At 65.7% G+C, this 22,244-nt stretch carries 22 protein-coding genes; 1 reads left to right on the top strand and 21 read right to left on the bottom strand.

What is annotated here, in order from left to right; genetic code table 11:
* Window positions 1-109 precede the first annotated feature (109 nt).
* From metK to pyrR, 12 genes are all read right to left on the bottom strand, one after another.
* On the bottom strand, window positions 110-1,345 hold the full coding sequence (metK, locus tag QFZ70_RS08695; protein WP_307094966.1) for a methionine adenosyltransferase: 1,236 nt from the start codon (window positions 1,343-1,345) through the stop codon (window positions 110-112).
* 87 nt (window positions 1,346-1,432) lie between these two features.
* Entirely contained in the window at window positions 1,433-2,674 is a 1,242-nt protein-coding gene (coaBC, locus tag QFZ70_RS08690; protein WP_307094965.1) for a bifunctional phosphopantothenoylcysteine decarboxylase/phosphopantothenate--cysteine ligase CoaBC, read from the bottom strand.
* Window positions 2,675-2,709: 35 nt separating this feature from the next.
* A complete protein-coding gene (gene rpoZ, locus QFZ70_RS08685) occupies window positions 2,710-2,970 on the bottom strand; it encodes a DNA-directed RNA polymerase subunit omega (RefSeq protein ID WP_003800778.1) in 261 nt (86 codons plus the stop codon).
* Between the two features lie 14 nt (window positions 2,971-2,984).
* The gene (gene gmk / locus QFZ70_RS08680) at window positions 2,985-3,581 is read right to left on the bottom strand and encodes a guanylate kinase (protein ID WP_307094964.1); all 597 of its coding nucleotides are present in this window, start codon (window positions 3,579-3,581) and stop codon (window positions 2,985-2,987) included.
* A gap of 48 nt (window positions 3,582-3,629) precedes the next feature.
* Complete coding sequence (mihF, locus tag QFZ70_RS08675) at window positions 3,630-3,947, bottom strand: integration host factor, actinobacterial type (RefSeq protein ID WP_307097837.1); 318 nt, start codon at window positions 3,945-3,947, stop codon at window positions 3,630-3,632.
* Window positions 3,948-4,058: 111 nt separating this feature from the next.
* Entirely contained in the window at window positions 4,059-4,919 is an 861-nt protein-coding gene (gene pyrF / locus QFZ70_RS08670; protein ID WP_307094963.1) for an orotidine-5'-phosphate decarboxylase, read from the bottom strand.
* The gene (gene carB, locus QFZ70_RS08665) at window positions 4,912-8,241 is read right to left on the bottom strand and encodes a carbamoyl-phosphate synthase large subunit (protein ID WP_307094962.1); all 3,330 of its coding nucleotides are present in this window, start codon (window positions 8,239-8,241) and stop codon (window positions 4,912-4,914) included. The genes pyrF and carB overlap by 8 nt, the downstream gene beginning before the upstream one ends.
* Window positions 8,241-9,548, bottom strand: a complete 1,308-nt coding sequence (gene carA / locus QFZ70_RS08660; RefSeq protein WP_307094961.1) for a glutamine-hydrolyzing carbamoyl-phosphate synthase small subunit — start codon at window positions 9,546-9,548, stop codon at window positions 8,241-8,243. Before carA ends, carB begins: the two co-directional genes overlap by 1 nt.
* 4 nt (window positions 9,549-9,552) lie before the next feature.
* Window positions 9,553-10,074 (bottom strand): hypothetical protein, encoded by a 522-nt coding sequence (locus QFZ70_RS08655; RefSeq protein ID WP_307094960.1) that lies wholly within the window; start codon window positions 10,072-10,074, stop codon window positions 9,553-9,555.
* On the bottom strand, window positions 10,074-11,420 hold the full coding sequence (locus QFZ70_RS08650; protein WP_307094959.1) for a dihydroorotase: 1,347 nt from the start codon (window positions 11,418-11,420) through the stop codon (window positions 10,074-10,076). Before QFZ70_RS08650 ends, QFZ70_RS08655 begins: the two co-directional genes overlap by 1 nt.
* Window positions 11,420-12,445 (bottom strand): aspartate carbamoyltransferase catalytic subunit, encoded by a 1,026-nt coding sequence (locus QFZ70_RS08645; protein WP_307094958.1) that lies wholly within the window; start codon window positions 12,443-12,445, stop codon window positions 11,420-11,422. The genes QFZ70_RS08650 and QFZ70_RS08645 overlap by 1 nt, the downstream gene beginning before the upstream one ends.
* Window positions 12,442-13,029: a bifunctional pyr operon transcriptional regulator/uracil phosphoribosyltransferase PyrR gene (gene pyrR / locus QFZ70_RS08640; protein WP_159825916.1), complete on the bottom strand. Its 588-nt coding sequence runs from the start codon at window positions 13,027-13,029 to the stop codon at window positions 12,442-12,444. The genes QFZ70_RS08645 and pyrR overlap by 4 nt, the downstream gene beginning before the upstream one ends.
* A 178-nt stretch (window positions 13,030-13,207) precedes the next feature.
* Here pyrR and QFZ70_RS08635 point away from each other — a divergent pair, with 178 nt between their 5' ends.
* A complete protein-coding gene (locus QFZ70_RS08635; protein WP_307094957.1) occupies window positions 13,208-14,488 on the top strand; it encodes a PrsW family intramembrane metalloprotease in 1,281 nt (426 codons plus the stop codon).
* A gap of 59 nt (window positions 14,489-14,547) precedes the next feature.
* Here the strand turns inward: QFZ70_RS08635 and nusB are convergent, their stop codons facing one another.
* The 9 genes from nusB to ruvX all read right to left on the bottom strand — a co-directional run bounded on the left by nusB (window position 14,548) and on the right by ruvX (window position 22,238).
* The gene (gene nusB / locus QFZ70_RS08630) at window positions 14,548-14,958 is read right to left on the bottom strand and encodes a transcription antitermination factor NusB (RefSeq protein WP_307094956.1); all 411 of its coding nucleotides are present in this window, start codon (window positions 14,956-14,958) and stop codon (window positions 14,548-14,550) included.
* Entirely contained in the window at window positions 14,958-15,521 is a 564-nt protein-coding gene (gene efp / locus QFZ70_RS08625; protein ID WP_066276200.1) for an elongation factor P, read from the bottom strand. The genes nusB and efp overlap by 1 nt, the downstream gene beginning before the upstream one ends.
* A 173-nt stretch (window positions 15,522-15,694) precedes the next feature.
* Entirely contained in the window at window positions 15,695-16,213 is a 519-nt protein-coding gene (locus QFZ70_RS08620) for a tetratricopeptide repeat protein (protein WP_307094955.1), read from the bottom strand.
* Window positions 16,213-17,304, bottom strand: a complete 1,092-nt coding sequence (aroB, locus tag QFZ70_RS08615; RefSeq protein WP_307094954.1) for a 3-dehydroquinate synthase — start codon at window positions 17,302-17,304, stop codon at window positions 16,213-16,215. Before aroB ends, QFZ70_RS08620 begins: the two co-directional genes overlap by 1 nt.
* Window positions 17,301-17,810 carry a shikimate kinase gene (locus QFZ70_RS08610; RefSeq protein ID WP_373461675.1) on the bottom strand — a complete coding sequence of 170 codons (510 nt, stop codon included), beginning with the start codon at window positions 17,808-17,810 and terminating at the stop codon, window positions 17,301-17,303. Before QFZ70_RS08610 ends, aroB begins: the two co-directional genes overlap by 4 nt.
* A gap of 57 nt (window positions 17,811-17,867) precedes the next feature.
* Complete coding sequence (gene aroC, locus QFZ70_RS08605) at window positions 17,868-19,067, bottom strand: chorismate synthase (RefSeq protein WP_307094952.1); 1,200 nt, start codon at window positions 19,065-19,067, stop codon at window positions 17,868-17,870.
* 26 nt (window positions 19,068-19,093) lie between these two features.
* Window positions 19,094-19,954: a shikimate dehydrogenase gene (locus QFZ70_RS08600; protein ID WP_307094951.1), complete on the bottom strand. Its 861-nt coding sequence runs from the start codon at window positions 19,952-19,954 to the stop codon at window positions 19,094-19,096.
* Entirely contained in the window at window positions 19,951-21,645 is a 1,695-nt protein-coding gene (gene mltG / locus QFZ70_RS08595; protein WP_307094950.1) for an endolytic transglycosylase MltG, read from the bottom strand. Before mltG ends, QFZ70_RS08600 begins: the two co-directional genes overlap by 4 nt.
* On the bottom strand, window positions 21,642-22,238 hold the full coding sequence (gene ruvX / locus QFZ70_RS08590; protein ID WP_307094949.1) for a Holliday junction resolvase RuvX: 597 nt from the start codon (window positions 22,236-22,238) through the stop codon (window positions 21,642-21,644). The genes mltG and ruvX overlap by 4 nt, the downstream gene beginning before the upstream one ends.
* Window positions 22,239-22,244: the final 6 nt, after the last annotated feature.

Here is a 22,244-nt window from a genome sequence, read left to right as displayed (position 1 = left end):
TCAGCATCACCGGGTGGACCTGGCAAGTAAAACACCCGGCACCGACATTCCACCCGGCACCGGCATTTCTGCAGGTGCCGGCCTTTTGCTGGAGCCGGACGCCGGCCCTTTAGGCGTTGAAGAACGCCTTCAGATCATCAACACGGTCCAGGCGCTCCCAGGTGAAGTCCGGATCATCACGGCCGAAGTGGCCGTGGGCGGCTGTCTTGGCGTAAATGGGCCGTTTCAGGTCCAGGGCGTCGATGATGGCGCGGGGGCGGAGGTCGAAGATCTCGGCGATGGCGGCGCTGATGCGGGCCGGGTCAACCGTTTCGGTGCCGAACGTCTCCACGTAGGTACCCACGGGGCGTGCCTGGCCGATGGCGTAAGCGATCTGAATCTCGGCGCGCTTGGCCAGGCCGGCGGCAACAACGTTTTTAGCAACCCACCGCATGGCGTAAGCCGCAGAGCGGTCCACCTTGGACGGGTCCTTGCCGGAGAAGGCGCCGCCGCCGTGGCGGGCCATGCCACCGTAAGTGTCAACGATGATCTTCCGCCCGGTCAGGCCGGCGTCGCCAACAGGACCGCCGATGACAAATTCACCAGCCGGGTTCAGGATGTTCGCAGCGCGGGAGATGTCCAGGTTGGCGCCTGCCAGAACCGGCTCAATGACGATGGCGGCGAGGTCTGCGCGAAGCTGTTCGAGGCTTGCGCCTTCGGCATGCTGGCTGGAGATGACCACGGTTTCGACGGAGACCGGCAGGTCCTTGTCATAGCCGACGGTTACCTGGGTCTTGCCGTCCGGGCGGAGGTAAGCAAGCTCCCCCGACTTGCGGACCTCGGTGAGCCGCTCGGAGAGGCGGTGCGCCAGCCAGATCGGTGTCGGCATGTAGGAGGGTGTTTCGTCACTCGCGTAGCCGAACATCAGGCCCTGGTCCCCGGCGCCCTGGAGGTCATAGTCGTCCTCCTGGCGTCCTTCGCGGGCCTCAAGGGAGTTGAAGACTCCGCCGGCGATGTCGTTGGACTGCTGGCCGATGGACACGGAGACGCCGCAGCGGGCGCCATCGAATCCGTTGGCCGAGGAATCGTAGCCGATGCCCAGGATGGTCTCGCGCACGATCTGCGGGATTTCGACGTAGGCGTCAGTGGTGACCTCACCGGCCACGTGGACCAGGCCGGTGGTGGCCATGGTCTCCACAGCAACGCGCGATTCCGGGTCCTTGTCCAGCAGGGCATCAAGGATGGCGTCACTGATCTGGTCGCAGATCTTATCCGGGTGGCCTTCGGTGACCGACTCGGAGGTGAAGAGCCGGAGCGCGGAGGGCGTGGCCGCGTGGGACTGGGGAAGATGCAGCGGTAAAGTCACTCAACTACCTTACTGGTTGTGATCCGTCCTCCCCGCAGGAGACGTCAGCAGATGTCCCTGTGCTAAGCGAACGTGGCCTGGAACACTTCAGGCGCGGGGCGAAACGTGATTCAGTTCAAAGCCGATCCGGCTGATGATGGCCGCCGAAACTTCCGTTTTGGTTCCGGCCGCCTCCTGTGGTTCGGCACCGGACCGGGAAAGGATGACAACGGAATTGGTGTCCTGCCCGAAGACCTTGTCCGCGCCCACATGGTTAACCACCAGCAGGTCGCAGCCCTTGCGCTCCAGCTTTGCTTCGGCGTAGGCCAGTACGTCGCCGTCGCTGTCGCCTGTTTCGGCTGCGAAGCCAACGATCAGCTGCTGCCCTTTTCCGTGGCCGGCGCTGTTCCGCAGTTCCACCAATTCATGCAGGATATCCGGGTTGCGGACCAGCGTGATGACCGGGTCAGCGCTGTCATCGCGCTTCTTGATTTTGGTGTCCGAGACCTCTGCGGGGCGGAAGTCGGCCACTGCGGCAGACATAACCACGACGTCGGAATCGGCCGCCGCTGCCAGCGCTGCCTCCCGCAGTTGCAGGGCAGTCTCCACGGGGACCACTTCCACGCCCGCCGGCGCCGGAACTTCCATATGTGCCGCGAGCAGGCGGACGGTGGCGCCGGCGTTCCGGGCGGCGACGGCAAGCGCCACTCCCTGTTTGCCGGAGGACCGGTTGCCAAGGAACCGTACCGGGTCCAGGGGCTCACGGGTTCCGCCTGCGCTGATGGTGACGGTCCGTCCGGCCAGCGGCAGCTGGTAGTCCGCCTGGCCCTGGACCAAGGCCATGGCGGCCTCGAAAATCACCTCAGGCTCGGGCAGCCTGCCCGGGCCGGAATCAGAGCCCGTCAGCCTGCCGGTTGCCGGCTCCAGGACGGCAACGCCGCGGCTCCGCAGTGTTTCCACATTGGCCTGGGTGGCAGCGTGCTGCCACATCTCGGTGTGCATCGCCGGGGCGAACAGCACAGGGCCGTGGGCCATCAGGAGGGTATTGGTGAGGAGGTCCCCGGCCTGCCCCGTGGCTGCCTTGGCCAGAAGGTCAGCGGTGGCCGGGGCGATGACCACCAGGTCGGCTTCGTGGCCAAGGCGGACGTGATTGACCTGGTGGACGTCGTCGAAAACGCTGTTGCTGACCGGATTTCCCGACAGCGCCTCCCATGTGGCGGTGCCAACGAAGCGGGTGGCCGCCTCGGTGGGGATCACTGTGACGTGATGGCCGGCTTCAGTAAAAAGCCGGAGGAGCGATGCCACCTTGTAGGCGGCTATCCCTCCCCCGACTCCGAGGACTATGCGCACGTGACCTCCGTCAACAGCACCTCAGGCGGCAGGTATTACTCTGCAGCTTCGATCGGCGTGGAAACCAGCTTGCCTTCGTTGATCTCGCGCAGGGCGATCGAGAGCGACTTCTCGTTCAGCTTGGTGTCTACCAGCGGGCCGACGTATTCGAACAGGCCCTCGTGCAGCTGGGCGTAGTAAGCGTTGATCTGACGAGCACGCTTGGCACCAAAGATCACCAGGCCGTACTTGGAATCTGCTGCTTCGAGCAGCGAGTCGATCGGCGGGTTGATGATGCCTTCAAGGTTCGTGGACACGAATTCTCCAAATTCTAGCGGGCTGACCGTTCCGGCGTTCCGTGCGGATGCGGGGTCAGCCCCATGAGTGAAACTAGCTCGTCCGCTGCCCGGCGAACGTCGTCATTGATGACGGTATGGTCGAACTCCGGTTCAGCAGCAAGCTCCAGTTTAGCGGTTTCCAGCCGGCGCTGCTGTTCCTCGGGTGTTTCCGTGCCGCGGCCCACCAGCCGGCGGACCATTTCGTCCCAGCTCGGCGGCGCGAGGAAGACAAACTGGGCGTCCGGAACGGCTGCCTTGACCTGGCGCGCGCCCTGCAGGTCGATCTCCAGCAGCACCGACCGGCCTTCGGCGATGGCCTGGTTCACGGTGCTCTTCAGCGTTCCGTAGGTGTTCTGGCCGTGCACTACTGCCCACTCAAGGAACTCGCCCTCCGCGACGAGCCTCTCGAAGTCCTCCTTGGCCTTAAAGAAGTAGTGGACGCCGTCAACTTCGCCCGGCCGGGGTGCGCGGGTGGTGGCTGATACGGACAGCCAGACCTCGGGGTAGTTGTCCCGGATGAAGGTGGACACGGTGCCTTTGCCAACAGCCGTCGGACCAGCGAGGACTGTCAGTCCAGGTTTTTTACTCACGTATTCCTTTGGTGCCGGAGTTCGGGGAAAGCGCCGGAGGTATCCGCGCTAGTTTTCGTCTATAAAATCTACCAGCGCCCGGCGCTGGTGGACGCCCAGGCCGCGCAGCCTGCGGGACGCCGCAATACCGAGTTGCTTCATGATGGCGGCGGCCCGGACTTTGCCAACGCCCGGAAGCGCCTCCAACAGCTCCGAAACCTTCATCCGCGCCATGGCGTCGTCCTCCACGGCGGAATTGATGATGTCGGCTGCGGACCGCGCGCCGTTCTTGAGGCTTTCCTTCGCCGCCGCCCGTGTTGCCCTCGCTGCCGCCGCCTTGTTCAAGGCATCAGTTCGTTCCGATGCGGATAAGGGTCGCAGCACCATGGTGGGACACCCCCGGATCTGGGTGGTTACGTCCACGGCGGCCGCCGTTGGACATGTCCTGAAACTACCCTTTGGTGCTGCCCGAATCAATGCATCGAAGCGAAACGGCAGCTATTCGCTCCGCAACCCGTCAAGCGTCCGCTGGGCGGCCTCCCGCAATGCCCGCGGCTGCGGGCCGGCGGAAAGGATCTCCCTGCTGGAAGTTGCCAGCACCTGCGGGTACGCGCTGCCGAAGGTGGCGCGCAGATGGGCCGGCGTGGCGCCCTGCGCTCCCAGTCCCGGTGCCAGGATGGGCCCGTGCATGGCGGCGAGGTCCACATCGAGGTCCGCGAGGGCAGAGCCCACGGTTGCACCGACCACGAGGCCAACTGAGCCGAGCCCGCCCGGGTAGCGCCGGTTTTCGCCGCCGGCCGCGAGGGCGATCCGTCGCGCCACCGAGTCCGCTCCCCCAACGTGCTGTACCGAGGCACCCTCGGGGTTGGACGTCAGGGCGAGGACAAAGACGCCGCGCCCGGTTTCAGCCGCGAGGTCCAAGGCGGGGCGCAGCGATTCAAAGCCAAGATAAGGGCTGAGCGTGACCGAGTCAGCCGCCAGTGGCGAGCCGTCGCGGAGCCACGCATCGGCGTAGGCTGCCATGGTGGAGCCGATGTCCCCGCGCTTTGCGTCGGCAATGGTGAGCACACCTTCGTCACGGGCGATGGCAAGGACTTCCTCCAGGACAGCCATTCCGGCAGAGCCGTGGCGCTCGTAAAGCGCCACCTGCGGCTTGACGGCGGCAGCGAGGGAAGCCACCGCGTCGAGGACTGTCAGGGAAAACGCGCGCAGGCCGTCGACGTCGTCATTCAGTCCCCAGCCGGTCAGCAGGGACGGGTGCGGGTCAATGCCCACGCACAAGGGGCCACGCGCGGCCATGGCAGCGCCAAGCCGGGAGCCAAAGGACTCCCGGCCGGCGCCTGATACCTGCTCAGGCATGCTGCAGGGCCGCCTTCTGGGACGCTGCCTTTTGGGATTCTCCCAGAGCCGCGGCGTGCTCCTGCAGGCTGGTGACGGACCATTCGTAGGTTCGCATGGCCTCGATCGCCTGGACGGCGGCGTTGAATTCGGCCACCGTGGTGATGCAGGGGATGCCGATCGACGTGGCAGCGGCGCGCAGTTCGTAGCCGTCGCTGCGTGCTTCGCCGCCGGAGGGCGTGTTGAAGACCATATCGATCTCGCCTGCAATCACAAGGTCGGCGATGGTGCCTTCACCTTCGGCGCTGCTGCCTTCTGCCACCTTGCGGACCGGCGTGGCCTGGATGCCGTTGCGGCGCAGGACATCGGCAGTACCGCCGGTGGAGACGATCTCGAAGCCGAGGTCCGAGAGTCGCTTGACGCCCATGATCACCGAGCGCTTGTCGCGGTTGGCCACGGAAACGAAGATCTTTCCTTCGGTGGGCAGGGCGTTGTTGGCCGCCGCCTGGCTCTTGGCGAACGCCGTGTCGAAGTGCTTGTCGATGCCCATGACTTCGCCGGTGGAGCGCATTTCCGGTCCGAGCAGGGAGTCAACAACTTTGCCTTCAAGGGTGCGGAAGCGGCTGAACGGCAGGACTGCCTCCTTGACGGAAACCGGGGCATCCAGGGGCAGCGTGGAGCCGTCGCCCGCCTCGGGCAGCATCTTGTAGGCGCTGCGGAGTTGGCCGATGGTCACGCCGGTGCCGATCAGGGCAGCCGCCTTCGCCATCTGCACGCCGGTGGCCTTCGATACAAACGGCACCGTCCGGGAAGCACGGGGATTGGCTTCGAGGACGTACAGCACGTCGGAGGCCAGGGCGAACTGGATGTTGATCAGGCCCCGGACGCCCACGCCTTCAGCGATGGCACGGGTTGCCGTGCGGACCCGCTCCAGGACGTTCGTGCCCAGGGTGATGGGGGGCAGGACGCAGGCGGAGTCGCCGGAGTGGATGCCGGCTTCCTCGATGTGCTCCATGATGCCGCCGAGGTACATGTCCGTGCCGTCGAAGAGCGCGTCGACGTCGATTTCGACGGCGTCCTCCAGGAAGCGGTCGATCAGCACCGGGTGGTCCGGGGTGATTTCGGTGGCGTTGGCGATGTAGCGGGACAGGTTGGGCTCGTCGTAGACGATTTCCATGCCGCGGCCGCCCAGCACGTAGGACGGGCGGACCAGGACCGGGTAGCCGATTTCGTCGGCGATCTTCTTGGCGTCCTCGAAGGACACGGCTGTACCGTTCTTCGGAGAAATCAGGCCGGCCTTGTCGAGGACCCGGGAGAACGCCCCGCGGTGCTCGGCGAGGTCGATGGCTTCCGGGGAAGTGCCGAGGATGGGCACGCCCGCGTCCGCCAGCTGCTGTGCCAGCTTGAGGGGAGTCTGGCCGCCGAGCTGGACGAAGACGCCCATCACGCCGCCGGTGCGTTCCTCCGCCGCAATGACTTCCAGCACGTCCTCGAGCGTCAGCGGCTCGAAGTACAGGCGGGTGGAGATGTCGTAGTCCGTGGAGACGGTCTCCGGGTTGCAGTTGACCATCACCGTCTCGTAGCCGGCCTTGCGCAGTGCCATGGAGGCGTGGACGCAGGAGTAGTCGAACTCAATGCCTTGGCCGATGCGGTTGGGGCCGGAGCCGAGGATGATGATGGACGGCTTGGAGTGCAGCGCCACCTCGTCCTCCTCGTCATAGGCGGAGTAGTGGTACGGCGTGTACGCGGCGAATTCCGCGGCGCAGGTGTCCACGGTCTTGTAGACAGGGCGGATGCCCAGCGCCTGCCGGACGCCGCGGACCACGGCCTCAGAGTTGTGCGTCAGGGCGCCGATCTGCTCGTCGGAGAAGCCGTGCCGCTTGGCGCGCTGGAGCATGTCTGCCGTGAGCGCTCCGGCCTGGCGGATCTCGCGGGAGATCTCGTTGAGCAGCTGGAGCTGGTCCAGGAACCAGGGGTCGATCTTGGTGGCCTCGAAGAGGTCCTCCACGCTGGCGCCACCCAGGAGGGCGCGCTGGACCTGGTGCAGCCGGTCCGTCGTCGGGCGCTTGGCCTTCTCGATCAGCTCAGCCACTTCCCATTCAGGAACGGAGCTGAAGTCCAGCTGGGAGCCCTTCTGCTCCAGCGACCGCAGCGCCTTCTGCAGCGCCTCGGTGAAGTTGCGGCCCATGGCCATGGCCTCGCCCACCGACTTCATGGTGGTGGTCAGGGTGTTGTCCGCCGCCGGGAACTTCTCGAACGCAAAGCGCGGGACCTTCACCACAACATAGTCGAGCGTCGGTTCGAAGGACGCCGGGGTCTTCTGGGTGATGTCGTTGGGGATCTCATCCAGCGTGTAGCCCAGGGAGAGCTTGGTGGCGATCTTGGCGATAGCGAAGCCGGTGGCCTTGGACGCCAGCGCGGAGGAGCGGGACACGCGGGGGTTCATCTCGATGACCACCACGCGGCCGGTGGCGGGATCGATGGCGAACTGGATGTTGCAGCCGCCGGTGTCCACGCCCACTTCACGGATGACGGCGATGGAGATGTCGCGCAGCCGCTGGTATTCACGGTCCGTAAGGGTGAGGGCGGGAGCCACCGTGATGGAATCGCCCGTGTGGACGCCTACGGGGTCGAAGTTCTCGATGGAGCAGACCACCACGACGTTGTCGTTCTTGTCCCGCATCATCTCGAGTTCGTATTCCTTCCAGCCGAGGATGCTCTCTTCGAGCAGCACCTCGCTGGTGGGGCTGTACTGCAGGCCCTGGCCCACGATGCGGCGGAGGTCGTCCTCGTTGTAGGCGAGGCCGGAGCCCAGGCCGCCCATGGTGAAGGAGGGGCGGACCACCATCGGGTAGCCCAGGTCAACAGCGGCCTTGAGGGCCTCGTCCATGGTGTGGATGATGTGGCTGCGTGCGGACTCGGCGCCGCAGCGCTCTACCACGCCCTTGAACTTTTCGCGGTCCTCGCCGAGTTCGATGGCGGCGATGTTGGCGCCGATAAGCTCCACGTTGTACTTCTCGAGCACACCGTTCTTGTCCAGGGCGATGGCAGTATTCAGTGCCGTCTGGCCGCCCAGGGTGGGGAGGACCGCGTCCGGGCGTTCCTTGGCGATGATCTTCTCCACCACCTCGGGGGTGATGGGCTCGATGTAGGTGGCGTCGGCGAACTCGGGGTCGGTCATGATGGTGGCCGGGTTCGAGTTCACCAGGATGACCCGCAGGCCCTCCTCCTTCAGGACGCGCAGCGCCTGCGTGCCGGAGTAGTCGAATTCGGCGGCCTGGCCGATGACGATCGGGCCGGAACCAATGACGAGGACGCTCTTGAGGTCTGTACGTTTCGGCATTACTTCTTGTCCTCAGTCTTGTTGTCGGAATTTATCGGCATTGCCGAGCCTGCACTGTTGTTGTCCGCTTGCGCGGGATGCGCAGAGTCCACCGGGTCCTTGGACAGATTCGCGGTCCTGCCGTCCCGCGTACCTTCCATCAGGTCGATGAAGCGGTCGAACAGGTAGGCGGCGTCGTGCGGGCCCGCTGCTGCCTCGGGGTGGTACTGGACGGAGAAAGCGGGAATGTCCAGGCACGCGAGGCCTTCCACGACGTCGTCGTTCAGGCTGACGTGGCTGACCTCGACGCGCCCGTAGCGTTCCTCGGGGGCCTGGGTGGCACCGTCGAGCGGGGCATCCACCGCGAAGCCGTGGTTCTGGGAGGTGATTTCCACCTTGCCGGTGCGGCGGTCCATCACGGGCTGGTTGATGCCGCGGTGGCCGTAGCGCAACTTGTAGGTGCCAAAGCCCAAAGCGCGGCCCAGGATCTGGTTGCCGAAGCAGATGCCGAAGTAGGGCAGCTTTTCGTCCAGGACGGAGCGGAGCAGGTTGACCTGGGTGTCAGCGGTGGCGGGGTCGCCGGGGCCGTTGGACATAAAAAAGCCGTCCGGGTTGACGGCCTTGACGTCATCCAGGGTGGCGGTGGCGGGAAGCACGTGGACGCGGACGCCGCGCTCGGCGAACCGCACCGGCGTCATCGCCTTGATGCCGAGGTCGACGGCGGCGATGCTGAAGCGGGCGTCCCCGTCCCAGCCGTGGTCCTTCGGTTCCACAACGTACGCCTCGTCAACGCTGACTTCCTCGGCCAGCCGGGCGCCTTCCATCGGGGCGCTCGCCAGCACGGTGTCAACCAGTTCCTTGTCCGTGGCCTGGGCGGCCTCGCCTGAGAAGATGCCGGCGCGCATGGTCTTGTGCTCGCGCAGGTGGCGGGTAATGGCGCGGGTGTCCACGCCCTGGATGCCCACGATGCCCTGCTCTACCAGTTCCTCGTCCAGCGAACGCTCGGAGCGCCAGTTGGACGGGCGCCGGGCGGCATCGCGGACGATGTAGCCGGCCACCCAGATGCGGCGGGACTCGGCGTCGTCATTGTTCACACCGGTGTTCCCGATGTGCGGTGCCGTCTGGACCACCAGCTGGCGGGCGTAGGACGGGTCCGTGATGGTTTCCTGGTAGCCGGTCATGCCGGTGGCGAAGACTGCTTCGCCCAGGGCAGTTCCAGTGGCGCCGTAGCTGCGTCCGCGGAAGATGCGGCCGTCTTCGAGCACCAGCGCAGCGGGAGCTGATACAGGAGCGGAAACTGGGGCTGTTACTGCTGTATTTGTTGTCACTGTTTTACTTTCCACTATTGGCCTCAGCCGCGGGGGCCGAAGAAATCAATTCCTGAAGTGCTGCGAAAACAACGTTCCTGTCCTCCGCGCGGCGGGTCCGGAAGCCGGTGTCCAGCTCGTGGCTGCCGTGGACCCATGAAAGGACCAGGAGGCCGTCCTTTTCAACGAACTTTCCGGCCATGCCACTGTCCAGCCGTACTCCGGTGAGGGACGCGGCGGGGATGTACAGCGCCGGCGCTCCGGAACGGTCAAAGAGGACGCCGTGCGGGTAGACCCCCAGCGTGGCATTCGTCCGGATGCCGAGCCCGTGCACCGCGATCCGGTCCAGCCAGTCACCGCCGGTGGTAGAGGCGACGTACTGCCCCCCGGCTCTGGCGTGCGGCTCCCCCGGCGCCTCGGGCACCGAAGGCAACTGTTCGACGTCGGCCTGGCGCTTCAGGCGGTTCCGCCAACCCATCCAGATGAGGCCGAACGCTGCCGCGATGAGGGCCAGCGTGATGACCAGCGAAAGCAGCTGGGTGTCCATCAGGCGGCGCCCACGGAAGCGGCGTGCGGGTACGGGGTGTTGAGGGCTCCGTCGAGGACGGTGGGGTGTCCCTTGAAGAACGTGGCAACAACCTTGCCGGGCAGCTCCATGCCCTTGAACGGGGAGTTCCGGCCCATTGTTGCCATCTTCGACGGCTCAACCGTCCAGCGCGCGGCCGGGTCCACGAGGATGACGTTGGCTGGCTGCCCTGCTTCAAGCGGCCGGCCCTGGTCCTCGAGGCGGCCGATCCTTGCTGCGGCGGCTGAGGTCACCCGGGCAAAATCGGCCCACGTCAACAGACCGGTTTCAATCATCGTGTGCTGCACGACTGACAAGGCCGTTTCCAGCCCGGTCATGCCCATGGCGGCCTGCGCCCACTCGCATTCCTTGTGCTCGCTGGGGTGCGGTGCATGGTCTGTACCCACGACGTCGATGGTGCCGTCCGCGAGGCCTGCACGGAGGGCCTGGACGTCGGCGTCGGTCCGCAGCGGCGGGTTGACCTTGAACACGGGGTCATAGCTGCGGACCAGGTCGTCGGTGAGCAGCAGGTGGTGCGGGGTGACCTCGGCCGTGACGTTGATGCCGCGCTCCTTGGCCCAGCGGATGATTTCCACCGAACCGGCCGTGGAAACATGGCAGACGTGCAGCCGTGAGCCGACGTGCTGGGCCAGCAGCACATCGCGGGCGATGATGCTTTCCTCGGCTACTGCCGGCCAGCCGGCGAGTCCCAGCACCGCGGACACTTCGCCCTCGTTCATCTGGGCGCCCGCCGTGAGCCGCGGCTCCTGCGCGTGCTGGGCCACCACGCCGTCGAACGCCTTGACGTATTCCAGCGCCCTGCGCATGAGGACGGGATCGTGGACGCAGATGCCGTCGTCGGAGAACATCCGGACCCTGGCGCGGGAATCGGCCATGGCACCGAGCTCGGCGAGCTGCTCGCCGGCCAGCCCCACGGTCACGGCGCCCACGGGACGCACGTCCACCCAGCCGGCCTTCTGGCCGAGGGTGTACACCTGTTCCACCACGCCCGCGGTATCGGCCACGGGAGTGCTGTTGGCCATGGCATGCACGGCGGTGTAGCCGCCCAGGGCCGCAGCGCGGGTGCCTGTCTCGACGGTTTCTGCGTCCTCGCGGCCCGGCTCGCGGAGGTGCGTATGCACGTCCACCATGCCCGGCAGTGCCACCAGGCCGGCTCCGTCGATGACGGTGGCATCACTGCCCTGCCCTTCAGACGAAAGGTCGGTGCCGGTTTCGGCGATCACGCCGTCGCGGATCAGCAGGTCGGCCGGCTCGCCGCCCAGGATCGAGGCCCCGCGGATCAGATAGGTACCGGTGTTGCCTGCCATCAGTTGCTCTCCTTGGTGGAATGGGTGCCGGTATACGCCAGGTCGGGGGCGGCCGCTGGTTCGCGGGTGTCCCCGGAGAGCAGCAGGTAAAGGGCGGCCATGCGCACGGAAACGCCGTTGCGCACCTGGGCCAGGACGGTGGAGCGGGGGGAATCGGCAGCGGCCGCCGAGATTTCGAGGCCCCGGTTCATGGGGCCGGGGTGCATGATGATGGTGTCCTTCATGCCCAGTGCGTCCAGCGCGCGCAGCCGGTTGTCGTCGAAGCCCCAACGGCGGGAGTATTCGCGGGTGCTCGGGAAGAAGGAGGCGTTCATGCGTTCACCCTGGACGCGGAGCATCATTACAGCGTCAACGCCGTGCTCGATGGTTTCGTCCATGTTGTAGCTCACCTTGCAGGGCCACTTTTCGACGCCGATGGGCAGCAGCGTGGGCGGCGCCACGAGGGTGACGTCGGCCCCAAGGGTGCGCAGGAGCCAAACGTTGGAGCGGGCCACGCGGGAATGCAGGACGTCACCGGCGATGGCCACGCGCATGCCCTTCAGGTCGGCACCTTCGGAACCGGTGCCGGCCAGGCGTGCCCAGTGCCGGCGCATGGTGAACGCATCCAGCAGCGCCTGGGTGGGGTGCTCGTGGGTGCCGTCGCCGGCATTGATGACGGCGGCGTCGATCCAGTCGGTCGCGGCCAGCCGGTGCGGAGCGCCGGAAGCCCAGTGCCGGATCACGACGGCGTCGGCACCCATCGCGGACAGCGTCTGGGCAGTGTCCTTGAGGGACTCCCCCTTGGAGACCGAGGAGCCCTTGGCGGCGAAGTTGATAACGTCCGCCGAGAGCCGCTTTGCAGCGGCTTCGAAGGAGATGCGGGTGCGGGTCGAGTCCTCGAAAAAGAGGTTGACCACGGTGCGGCCGCGGAGGGCGGGCAGCTTCTTGACCTCGCGGTCGCCCACGGCTGCCATTTCCTCGGCGGTGTCGAGGATGCGGATGGCGTTGGTGAGGCTGAGGTTGTCAGTGGAGAGCAGGTGCTTCACGAGCGGCCCTCGATGACTACTTCATTGACCGGAGTGCCGCCCGGGGCGGTGTCAGTTTCCTCGAGCCGGACCCGGACCTTTTCCGCGGATGACGTGGGCAGGTTTTTGCCCACGTGGTCAGCGCGGATAGGCAGCTCGCGGTGGCCGCGGTCGATCAGCACAGCAAGCCGGACGATGCGGGGCCGGCCCAGGTCGACGAGGGCGTCAAGCGCGGCACGGATGGTGCGGCCTGAGTACAGGACATCATCTATGAGGACAACCACCTTGTTATCGATGCCTGTTCGCGGGAGCTTGGTGGGGTACGGTGGGCGCGTGCCCTGGTGCGAGAGGTCGTCGCGGAACATCGTGACGTCCAGCTGGCCAACGATCGCGGCGGCATCCACGCCGGGATCAGCGGCGGCAATTTTTTCGGCAAGCCTCGCGGCCAGCGGGTAACCGCGGCGGGGAATGCCGAGCAGGACGAGGTCCTGGGAACCTTTGTTGGCCTCGAGGATCTCATGGGCGATACGAGTGAGGGCCCGGTCTATGTCCGCCTGGCTGAGGACAACCCTGGCTGGAACCGGTGCGCTGGTGACAGAAGTCAACGCTCGTCTCCCCTTTCCCCGCCTCACAGGACGGAATTAAAAAAGGATCATGTGCGTTCCAAAATTACCACACGGGCCCGGCGGGACCCGTGCCGGGAGGACGCGTTGATGATCACACTCCCGCGGCTCGTGGCCGGGATCCTTGGACCCTTGGCGGGAGCCACCTAGGCTTTCGGGTATGTCGATGCATCCCCGCTACCCGGCGTCCGGGCAACCCGAAGATCCGTATCGCGGAGCCGGCGCACCGCTCCCCCGCGATGCCAACCCAAGCTGGATGGGGCACGTGCTGCCGGAGAACTACCGGTCCGCGCCGGGGCATCAGGGCCGCCCCGTGGATACGGTGGTGCCGCCGCAGGTCCAGGGAACGGTGGTCCGGGCCGGCAGGGCCCGCAGCGGCGGGTTGCTGGGACTGACCATCGGCGGCAGTGTCCTGGCCTTCCTCAGCTTGTTCCTGGTGGTGCCGTTCCTGCTCTCGAACACGGGACCGGCGGGGTTCATAGTGGGATTCCTGGCCTCGCTCATTCCCCTGTCGGTGGTGCTCCTGGCCGTGTACGTCATCGACAAGTGGGAACCCGAGCCAAAGCGGCTCCTGTACTTCGCCTTCACCTGGGGCGCTGCGGTGTCCATCGCCGTCACCCTGCTCATCCAGCCGTTCTTCGTGCTGGGGTTCCAATTGTCGGACGGAGCCGACCTGCAGACCTACATGGCCACTGTGCAGGCCCCGATTGTGGAGGAGTTCGCCAAATCACTGGGGCTGTTGCTCCTGCTCCTGCTGGCCAGGAAGCACTTCGACGGACCGGTGGACGGCGTGGTCTTTGCGTTCACCATCGCCGGTGGCTTCGCCTTCACGGAGAACATCCTGTATTTCGGCAGGGCCATCGCGGAATCGGCAGACCCGGCCAGCGACTTCGCCCAGGTGTTCTTCCTCCGCGGTGTCATGTCCCCCTTCGCCCACGCGATCTTCACCGGCACCACCGGGCTCATTATGGGCTTCGCCGCCCGGCGCTGGCATTCAGGCGCTTCGGTAGCTGCTTTCTTCGTGGGGCTGCTGCCGGCCATGTTCCTGCATAACCGCTGGAACAGCATGGGCCAGGGCTTCCTGGTGGATTACATCCTGGTGCAGGTTCCCATCTTCTTCCTCGCCGTCGCAGGCATCATCCTCCTGCGTGTTGCGGAAAAGCGGCTGACCCGCCAGCGCCTGCTCGAATATTCCGCCGCCGGGTGGTTCACCCCTGCGGAGGTGGAGTTGCTGGCGACGCTGGGCGGCCGGCGTACAGCCCTGAACTGGGCGGGCAGCTACGGCAAAAAGCGGCAGATGAAGGAGTTCCTGAAGGAGGCCACCCAGCTGGCGAATACCCGCCAGCGCATCCTGAGCGGTCGCGACGTCCAAGTGCACCAGGCTGAAGAGCGCCAGCAGTTGCAGCGCGTCCTTGCCCTGCGGGACGCCGTCGCCCGCTGAGTTAACTGCGAAGGGCTGGCCTCCACGGTGGTAGGCCAGCCCTTCGCGTTTTGCAAACACTAAGCCAGCAAGGAAGGCTTCAGCTGCTGCAGGCGGCCCAGGAGGCCGTTGATGAACTGCGGCGACTCGTCGGTGGAAAGCGTCTTGGCCAGTGCCACTGCTTCGCTCACTGCCACGCCGTCCGGGACGTCGTCGTTGTAGAGGAGCTCCCAGGTTCCAATCCGCAGGATGATGCGGTCCACGGACGGCATCCGCTCAAGGGTCCAGCCCTGCGAGTACGTTTCGAGGAATTCATCGATCGCTGCCTGCTGGGACAGCACACCCTCAACGATTTCCAGGGTGTACGGGTTGACCACCTGGTCGGTCTTCTCACGGCGTGCCCGGAGCACGTCGAAGGCTGAAACCGAACGCTGCTCGGCCTCGAAAAGAACATCCAGGGCCCTGTTACGGGCTTTACCGCGTGCGCTCACTACTCGGTGACCCGGCCGAGGTAGCTGCCGTCGCGGGTGTCAACCTTGACCTTGGTGTTGTTCTCGATGAACAGCGGAACCTGGATCTCGTAGCCGGTTTCCAGGGTGGCGGGCTTGGTGCCGGCGGAGGAGCGGTCGCCCTGCAGGCCAGGCTCGGTGTAGGTAATTTCGAGCACGACGCTCGGCGGCAGTTCGATGTAGAGCGGGTTGCCCTCGTGGATGGCGATGTTGACCATCTGGTTTTCGAGCATGAAGTTGGTGGCGTCGCCGACGGTAGCGCCGGAAACCGTGATCTGGTCGTAATCGGAGGTGTCCATGAACACGAAGTCCGCGCCGTCCTGGTACAGGTACTGGTAATCGCGGCGGTCAACGGTGGCGGTCTCTATCTTGAGCCCGGCGTTGAACGTCTTGTCCACGACCTTTCCGGACATCACGTTGCGCATCTTGGTACGCACGAAAGCGCCGCCCTTGCCCGGCTTGACGTGCTGGAATTCAATGATGTTCCAGAGCTGGCCCTCGAGCTTCAGGACCGTTCCGTTCTTGATGTCGTTAGTGGTTGCCACTGGTTTCCTCTGGTTTCTTTGTCTGGTCGCGTTGTCAGACGTTGTATGCCGGGCAGGCCAGCCAATCGGCCTGCCAGCGCGTATTTGTCAAAAATCGGGTCTTCGAAAAAAATTCAAGAACCATTCTACCGGGTTAATCCCTGGCCCCTTTCGGGACGGCCAGGCGAACTCCGTCAGCAGGCCAGGTCCAGGACGTCCCTGGCACGCTGCAGCGCCACTGTAGATGAGTAGATGAGGGCGGCGTCGGCCGACTCGGCCACCCGGAGGTCCAGGGCGCGGGCGAAGGATTCGACTGCCGCGGATGTCTGGCCCGCTGTGTACTGGGTCTTGCCCAGGAACTGCAGGACCAGCGCTTCGCGGGGCGTCCCCTGCACCTCGGCGAGGAGCTGCCGGAACAGTTCCACGGCACGGTCCGGCCGGTTCGAAACCCGAAGCACTTCGGCCTCGAACGCCCGCAGCCTGAAGGATTCGGGATCCTTGAAACGCGCTTCGGCCAGCAGTTCCGCCGCCTCCGCCGAGTGCCCTTCCACCAGCAGGACAAAGATGTGGTCGGCGGGGTCCGTGGACACCGCCAGCGCCTGGCGGCAGGCGTCCTCGTTCACGATCTGCGGCAGCAGGGTTTCCGGGTTAATGCGGATGCCCGGGAAGCCGGTGTCCGGCCAGTCTGCTGTGCCTTCCATGTCGCCGTGCATCAGGAGGCAATCTCCTGGTAGGCGGCGAACAGCAGTGAGGTGTCCGGGACGTCCAGGATGCCGGGCTTCGCCACGCCGTCCAGGACAACGAAGCGCAGCAGGTCGCCTCGGGATTTTTTGTCCCGGCGCATTCCGTCAAGCAGGCCTTGCCACCTGTCCCGGCGGTAGGTGACCGGGAGTCCCAGTCCGTCCAGGATGGTGCGGTGCCGGTCGGCGTCGACGTCGCTGAGCCTGCCGACGCTGCGGGCGAGTTCGGCGGCAAACATCATGCCGACGGAGACGGCGGCGCCGTGGCGCCAGGAGTAGCGTTCCACCAGTTCGATGGCGTGGCCCAGCGTGTGCCCGTAGTTCAGGATCTCCCGGAGCCCGGATTCCTTGAGGTCCTCGGAGACAACTTTTGCCTTCACGGCGATGGCCCGCTCAATGAGCTCCCGAAGGACGGCCGACTCCGGATCGACCACCCCTTCCGGGTTCTTCTCGATGAGGTCCAGGATGGCGGGGTCGGCGATGAAACCGCACTTGATGACTTCTGCCATTCCGGAGATGATCTCGTTTTTCGGCAGGGTGTTCAGCGTGTCCAGGTCTGCCAGCACGGCCGCGGGCGGGTGGAAGGCACCCACCAGGTTTTTTCCTTCGGCGGTGTTGATGCCGGTTTTTCCACCCACGGATGCGTCCACCATCCCGAGCAGGCTGGTGGGCATGTGGATGACCTTGATGCCGCGCAGCCAGGTGGCGGCGACGAAGCCGGCCAGGTCCGTGACGGCGCCTCCTCCGACGGCGACGATCGCGTCGGAGCGGGTGAAATCATTCTGCCCGAGCACCTGCCAGCAGAAAGCGGCTACCTGGATGTGCTTGCCTTCTTCGGCGTCCGGGATTTCTGCTGTCAGGGCGGTGAAACCTGCTGACGCGAGCTCGTCACGGACGGTGTCGCCCGTGAGCCGGAGGGCACGCGGGTGGATGACCAGGACCCGCCGGACGCGCTCACCGAGCAGGCTGGAGAGGTCACCCAGCAGCCCCCGGCCCACCACGACGTCGTAGTTGTTAGCGGCGGATTCGCCGGTGACTTTGATGACTGTTGATTCCGCGCTCACTTTTCAACTTCCTGTTGGGCAGCTGCGTAGTCCCGCAGTGCTGCTTCAAGACGGCGTCCGAGCTCGGAAACCGAGCCATGCCGCACGTCCAGGGTTATGTCTGCCAGCCGTTCGTAGACGGGTTTCCGGGTGGCGAACATGGCCGTCCAGCGGCCCATCGCGTCCCCCGCCAGCAGCGGCCGCCCCGAATTCCGGGCGATGCGGCCCGCAACGGTGCTGGCGTCGCATTCCAGATACACCACGGTGCACCTGTTGATCAGCTGCTGGGTTCCGGAATCAAGCACAGCACCGCCGCCCAGTGAGATGACTGTGGCCGTGCCTTCCGCGGCCTCGACGACGTCCGCCACCGTCCGCGCTTCTATCTCGCGGAAGGCGTGCTCGCCGCGTCCGGCGAAGATCTCGGAAATGGATCCATGGGCTGCCACGATGACTGCGTCGGTGTCCACGAACGGGGCACCGAGCTGATGGGCGAGCTGCTGCCCGATGGCGGATTTACCCACGGCCATGGGCCCGATGAGAACCACCGGACGGCCCAGGGACGCGGTTTTGTTGCTGTGGGGCACTTACTGGCCGATCGAGTCCAGGGACGCCGGAATGCTGTCCAGGTAACCCTTGATGTTGCGTGCGGTCTCCGCCACGGAATCGCCGCCGAACTTTTCGGTGACGGCCTCGGCCAGGACCAGCGCCACCATGGCTTCAGCCACCACGCCGGCCGCCGGTACAGCACAGACATCCGAGCGCTGGTGGTGCGCCTTCGCGGCTTCCCCGGTGCTGACGTCAATGGTTTTCAGCGCACGGGGCACCGTGGCGATGGGCTTCATGGCCGCGCGGACGCGCAGGACGTCGCCGATGCTCATGCCGCCTTCGATGCCGCCGGCCCGGTTGCTGGTGCGGACGATGCGCCCGTTGGAATCCCTGACGATTTCGTCGTGGGCGGCCGAACCGCGGCGTGCGGCGGTCAGGAAGCCGTCGCCGACCTCCACGCCCTTGATGGCCTGGATGCCCATCAGTGCTGCGGCGAGCCGGGAATCGAGCCGGCGGTCCCAGTGCACGTAGCTGCCCAGACCCGGCGGGAGTCCGTAGGCGAGGACTTCAACCACCCCACCCAGGGTTTCGCCCTCCTTGTGCGCCGCGTCCACCTCGGCCACCATTGCGTTTGAGGTTTCCCGGTCAAAACAGCGCAGCGGATCCGAGTCCAGGGCAAGCACGTCCGTGGGAACCGGCAGCGGACGCCCCTCGGGTACCGTGACCGTTGCAATGGAGACGGTGTGGCTGACAAGTTCGATGCCGAGGTGCTTCAGGAACTGCGCGGCGACGGTGCCCATGGCCACGCGGGTGGCAGTCTCACGGGCGCTGGCGCGTTCCAGGACGGGCCGGGCCTCGTCGAAGCCGTACTTCTGCATCCCGGTGAAGTCGGCGTGCCCGGGGCGGGGGCGGGTCAGCGGTGCATTGCGGGCCTGGTCGGCGAGCAGTTCGGCAGAAACCGGATCGGCCGACATGATCTGCTCCCACTTGGGCCATTCCGTATTGCCCACCTGGATGGCCACGGGGCCGCCCTGCGTGAGGCCGTGCCGGACGCCGCCGAGGATGGTCACAACGTCCTGTTCGAACTTCATGCGTGCGCCGCGGCCATAGCCCAGGCGGCGGCGGGCCAGTGAATCAGCGATGTGCCCGCTGGTGATCTCCACACCGGCGGGGACGCCCTCAATAATTCCCATCAGGGCCGGGCCATGGGATTCACCGGCAGTCAACCAACGCAACATATTTTCCATCCTGCCACGTATGGCGGTCACAACGCCCGTCGGGGAAGGCCGACTGCGTCACACATCACATCTATGACAGATGCGTTAACTTCTTCTTCGAGGTGGCTGAACAGGCGCACCTGTTCCACGGCCTGGTACAGCAGCATTTCGAGGCCGGGCACCACGGCGCCGCCGCCGGCCTCCCACACTGACGCAATGAGGCTGGGCCAGGGATCGTAGGCCACATCCAGCAGAACGCCGGACGTGGAAGTCTTCAGTGCCGCAATTTCTGCCGCCAGCCCGTCTGCCGCGCGCGGCGGCAGGGTGGAAATAACGACGTCGGCAGCGGCCGTTGGTTCCGCCGCCTCCGTGAGGGGGCGGATCTCCAGGGAGAGGCCAAGGCTTTCTGCGGCGGCGCGGACTTCGGGGGTGCGGAAGGGATCACGGACGAAGAGCAGCGCCGAGCCGGCTCCCAGTTCCGTCAGGGCTGCAACAGCAGCGGCCGCCGTCCCGCCCCCGCCCAAGATAACGGGCTCAACGGGCGTCCCCCCGCCTGCATGGCGAACGGCGTTAACGATTCCTGTGACGTCCGTATTGAACCCGATGGCCCGGGAACCGCTCCCGTGCTTCTCGAAAGCTACGGTATTCACCACGCCCAAGGTCCGCGCGACACCGCGCACTTCGTCCACCTCACTGACCATGGCGGACTTCAAGGGCATGGTGACGGACAGGCCGCGCCAGCCTGGCTGGTCGCGGAGCTGCCGCATCAACGAGGGCAGCATCTGTTCAGTGACATCGATGGCCGTATAGCTGATGCCGATGCCCAGCTGGCTGTACGCCGCGTGATGCAGTGCCGGAGACTTTGAGTGGCTGATGGGGTGGCCCAGGACGGCTGCCCGCAGGCTCATGCGCAGCGGCCAACGTTCGCCGTGCACCAGGCGTTGTACTGGTCCACGTAGGTGTTGTGTTCAGCCAGCGTCCGGGAGAACTTCGTTTCCTTGGTGTCCAGGTTGATGGTTACCCAGTACAGGAAGTCGTTGGACTTGGGCTTGGCAGCAGCGTCGATGGCTGCCTTTCCCGGAGAACCGATGGGGCCAGGGGGCAGGCCCGGATTCGCGTAGGTATTGTACGGGTTGGACTTGTCCTGGCGCTGTTCGTCCGTGAAGTTGTAGCTCTTGGTGCCCAGGCCGTAGGTGACAGCAGAGTCCACCTGCAGGAACCCGTTGGTCTGGTCATTGGGTTTGAGCCGGTTGTAAATTGCACCGGCCACGTCACCGTACTCAGCCTGGCCGCCCTCGGCCTGCACGATGCTGGCCACGATGACGGCCCTGTACTGCTTGGCCGGATCTGTGATGCCCTGGGACTCAAGCTCGTCCACGGTGGTCTTGACCAGCGATTGGAGGATGTCCTTCGCCGACGTGCCGAGTGGGTAACGGTGCTCACCCGGGGCCAGGTACCCTTCAAGGTTCTTGGCAGTTTTGGGAAGGCCGAACTGGGCCGGCTGGTTGCTCAGGGCCTGCAGATCCTGGATGGAGATGCCGGAGCCTTCGGAAATCGCCTGCAGGGACTCATCGATACGCAGGCCCGCGCTGAGGGCAAAGTAGATCACCTTGGCCTGGTCCTTGCCGAGCAGGACGTTGACGGCGTCGGTGTTCTTCATCTCGGTCTTGAAGGTGTAGTCGCCCGGGGCCAGTACCCCGCCGGAGGCGGTGAAAGCCTGGAGGAAGGTGTCGGAATTCGCGACGACACGCTCTCCCTCCAGCTTGCTGGCGACGGAACGGGTTCCTTCCCCGTTCTCGACAGTGACCGTGACTTCGCCTGAGCCGGGCCCCGGGAAGTCGCTGGGCTTGTCGTTGCCTAGCAGCGGCTTCAGGAACTGGGCCCCGACAGCGACAGCCGTGACGAAAACGGCAAGCGTGAGGAACAGCGCCAACAACCTGCGGCGCCGGCGGACCTTCCTGGACGGCTTGGCCACTACAGGCGCTGCCGCGCCGGGCAGGAACTCGTTGCCCCCGGCGTCGTGGTGCGCATCGCCGTAATGCCCCTGGTCATAGTGTCCCTCGTGGTGGAGGGCGTCGTCGTGGTGCACGCCCTCCTCGTAGTGGTGCCCCTCGGCATAGTGGGCATCGTCGTCGTAGTGCCCATCCGCTGCATGGCGGTGCCCGGCGAGGGCAGGCTCGGGGTAGGAAACGTGGGCGTCGTTGTGATGGACGCCGTCATGCTGAACCCCGGGACGCTGCTCGTCCCCGTGGTGCACGCCAACGTGCTGCCCGTCGTCGTCGTCATATTGGTCGTTTTCCAGTCGCTGCCCCGGGAGCTGCGGCTCCTCATGATGAAGGTGCTGGATGGACGGCGGTGCCTGTGGAGCGGCCGGAACAGCCTGCTCCCCGGGGACCTCTGGAAGAGGCGCGACGACGGCCGGCGGCCCGGAGGGCGGCGGCGGAACGTCGTGCCCCGTTTCGTAAGCCTGCTCAGGCACGGCGCCCTGGAGTCCGGTGTCAGAGGTCTTTTGGCGCGCCCGGAGTTCCTTGCGGGTCAGCGGCCTCGCTGCCCCGGCGTCCAAGGGGCCGGAAGCGTCATCAATATTGGCAGGACTCACTGTTGCCTTCCATCATTTGAAGATTGGTCCGTGACCGGGGTGACGTGGACACTCTCATCCACTTTGCTGACCCCCGGGTCAACGGAAGGGGAGGGCGCGGTCACGCGTCGGCCGACATCCGCTCCCCTGGCTTTTTGCATGTCGAGGGCGTGCTGGAGGATACCTGCCGCCGCGACCTGATCAACTACTTTACGGTGATTCCGGCTGCTCATGCCAGCTTCGTGCAGGTTGCGGTGGGCTGTAACACTGCTGAGGCGCTCGTCCACCAGGTTCACCGGCACGGCCAAAGCCCGTGCCGACAGCTCTGCAGCCAGCAGTTCTGCGTACTCGGTGGCCATTTTCGCGGAGGCGTGCTCTTCACCCTTCATGGTCCGGGGCAAGCCCACGATGACCTGGACCGCGCCAAGTTCCTCGACCAGGTTGGCAATGACCCGGACGTCGGAGTTCTTCTTGGCATTCCGGTCCAGCGTCTTGTAAGGCGTGGCCAGGATCGAGTCGCGGTCGCAGATGGCCACGCCTACCCGGACGGTGCCGACGTCGACCCCCAGTTTGATGCCCTGGGGGCTGGCGCCAGCTGCAGAAGGATTGGTCATAGGAGG

It is taken from the genome of Arthrobacter sp. V1I9 (assembly GCF_030817075.1).
In the GTDB taxonomy this organism is placed as follows: domain Bacteria; phylum Actinomycetota; class Actinomycetes; order Actinomycetales; family Micrococcaceae; genus Arthrobacter.
This window is presented reverse-complemented; position numbering and strand designations above follow the sequence as displayed.

What these genes read in the sequence shown, in the direction of transcription:
- QFZ70_RS08650 (WP_307094959.1), bottom strand. Translation starts at nt 11,420, where the DNA reads ATGGCAGGCAACACCGGTACCTATCTGATCCGCGGGGCCTCGATCCTG.
- QFZ70_RS08620 (WP_307094955.1), bottom strand. Translation starts at nt 16,213, where the DNA reads ATGCACGGCGACATGGAAGGCACAGCAGACTGGCCGGACACCGGCTTC.
- QFZ70_RS08655 (WP_307094960.1), bottom strand. Translation starts at nt 10,074, where the DNA reads ATGGACACCCAGCTGCTTTCGCTGGTCATCACGCTGGCCCTCATCGCG.
- QFZ70_RS08600 (WP_307094951.1), bottom strand. Translation starts at nt 19,954, where the DNA reads ATGAGCCTGCGGGCAGCCGTCCTGGGCCACCCCATCAGCCACTCAAAG.
- QFZ70_RS08610 (WP_373461675.1), bottom strand. Translation starts at nt 17,810, where the DNA reads ATGGCCGTGGGTAAATCCGCCATCGGGCAGCAGCTCGCCCATCAGCTC.
- carB (WP_307094962.1), bottom strand. Translation starts at nt 8,241, where the DNA reads ATGCCGAAACGTACAGACCTCAAGAGCGTCCTCGTCATTGGTTCCGGC.
- ruvX (WP_307094949.1), bottom strand. Translation starts at nt 22,238, where the DNA reads ATGACCAATCCTTCTGCAGCTGGCGCCAGCCCCCAGGGCATCAAACTG.
- QFZ70_RS08635 (WP_307094957.1), top strand. Translation starts at nt 13,208, where the DNA reads ATGTCGATGCATCCCCGCTACCCGGCGTCCGGGCAACCCGAAGATCCG.
- mihF (WP_307097837.1), bottom strand. Translation starts at nt 3,947, where the DNA reads ATGGTGCTGCGACCCTTATCCGCATCGGAACGAACTGATGCCTTGAAC.
- aroC (WP_307094952.1), bottom strand. Translation starts at nt 19,067, where the DNA reads ATGTTGCGTTGGTTGACTGCCGGTGAATCCCATGGCCCGGCCCTGATG.
- pyrF (WP_307094963.1), bottom strand. Translation starts at nt 4,919, where the DNA reads ATGCCTGAGCAGGTATCAGGCGCCGGCCGGGAGTCCTTTGGCTCCCGG.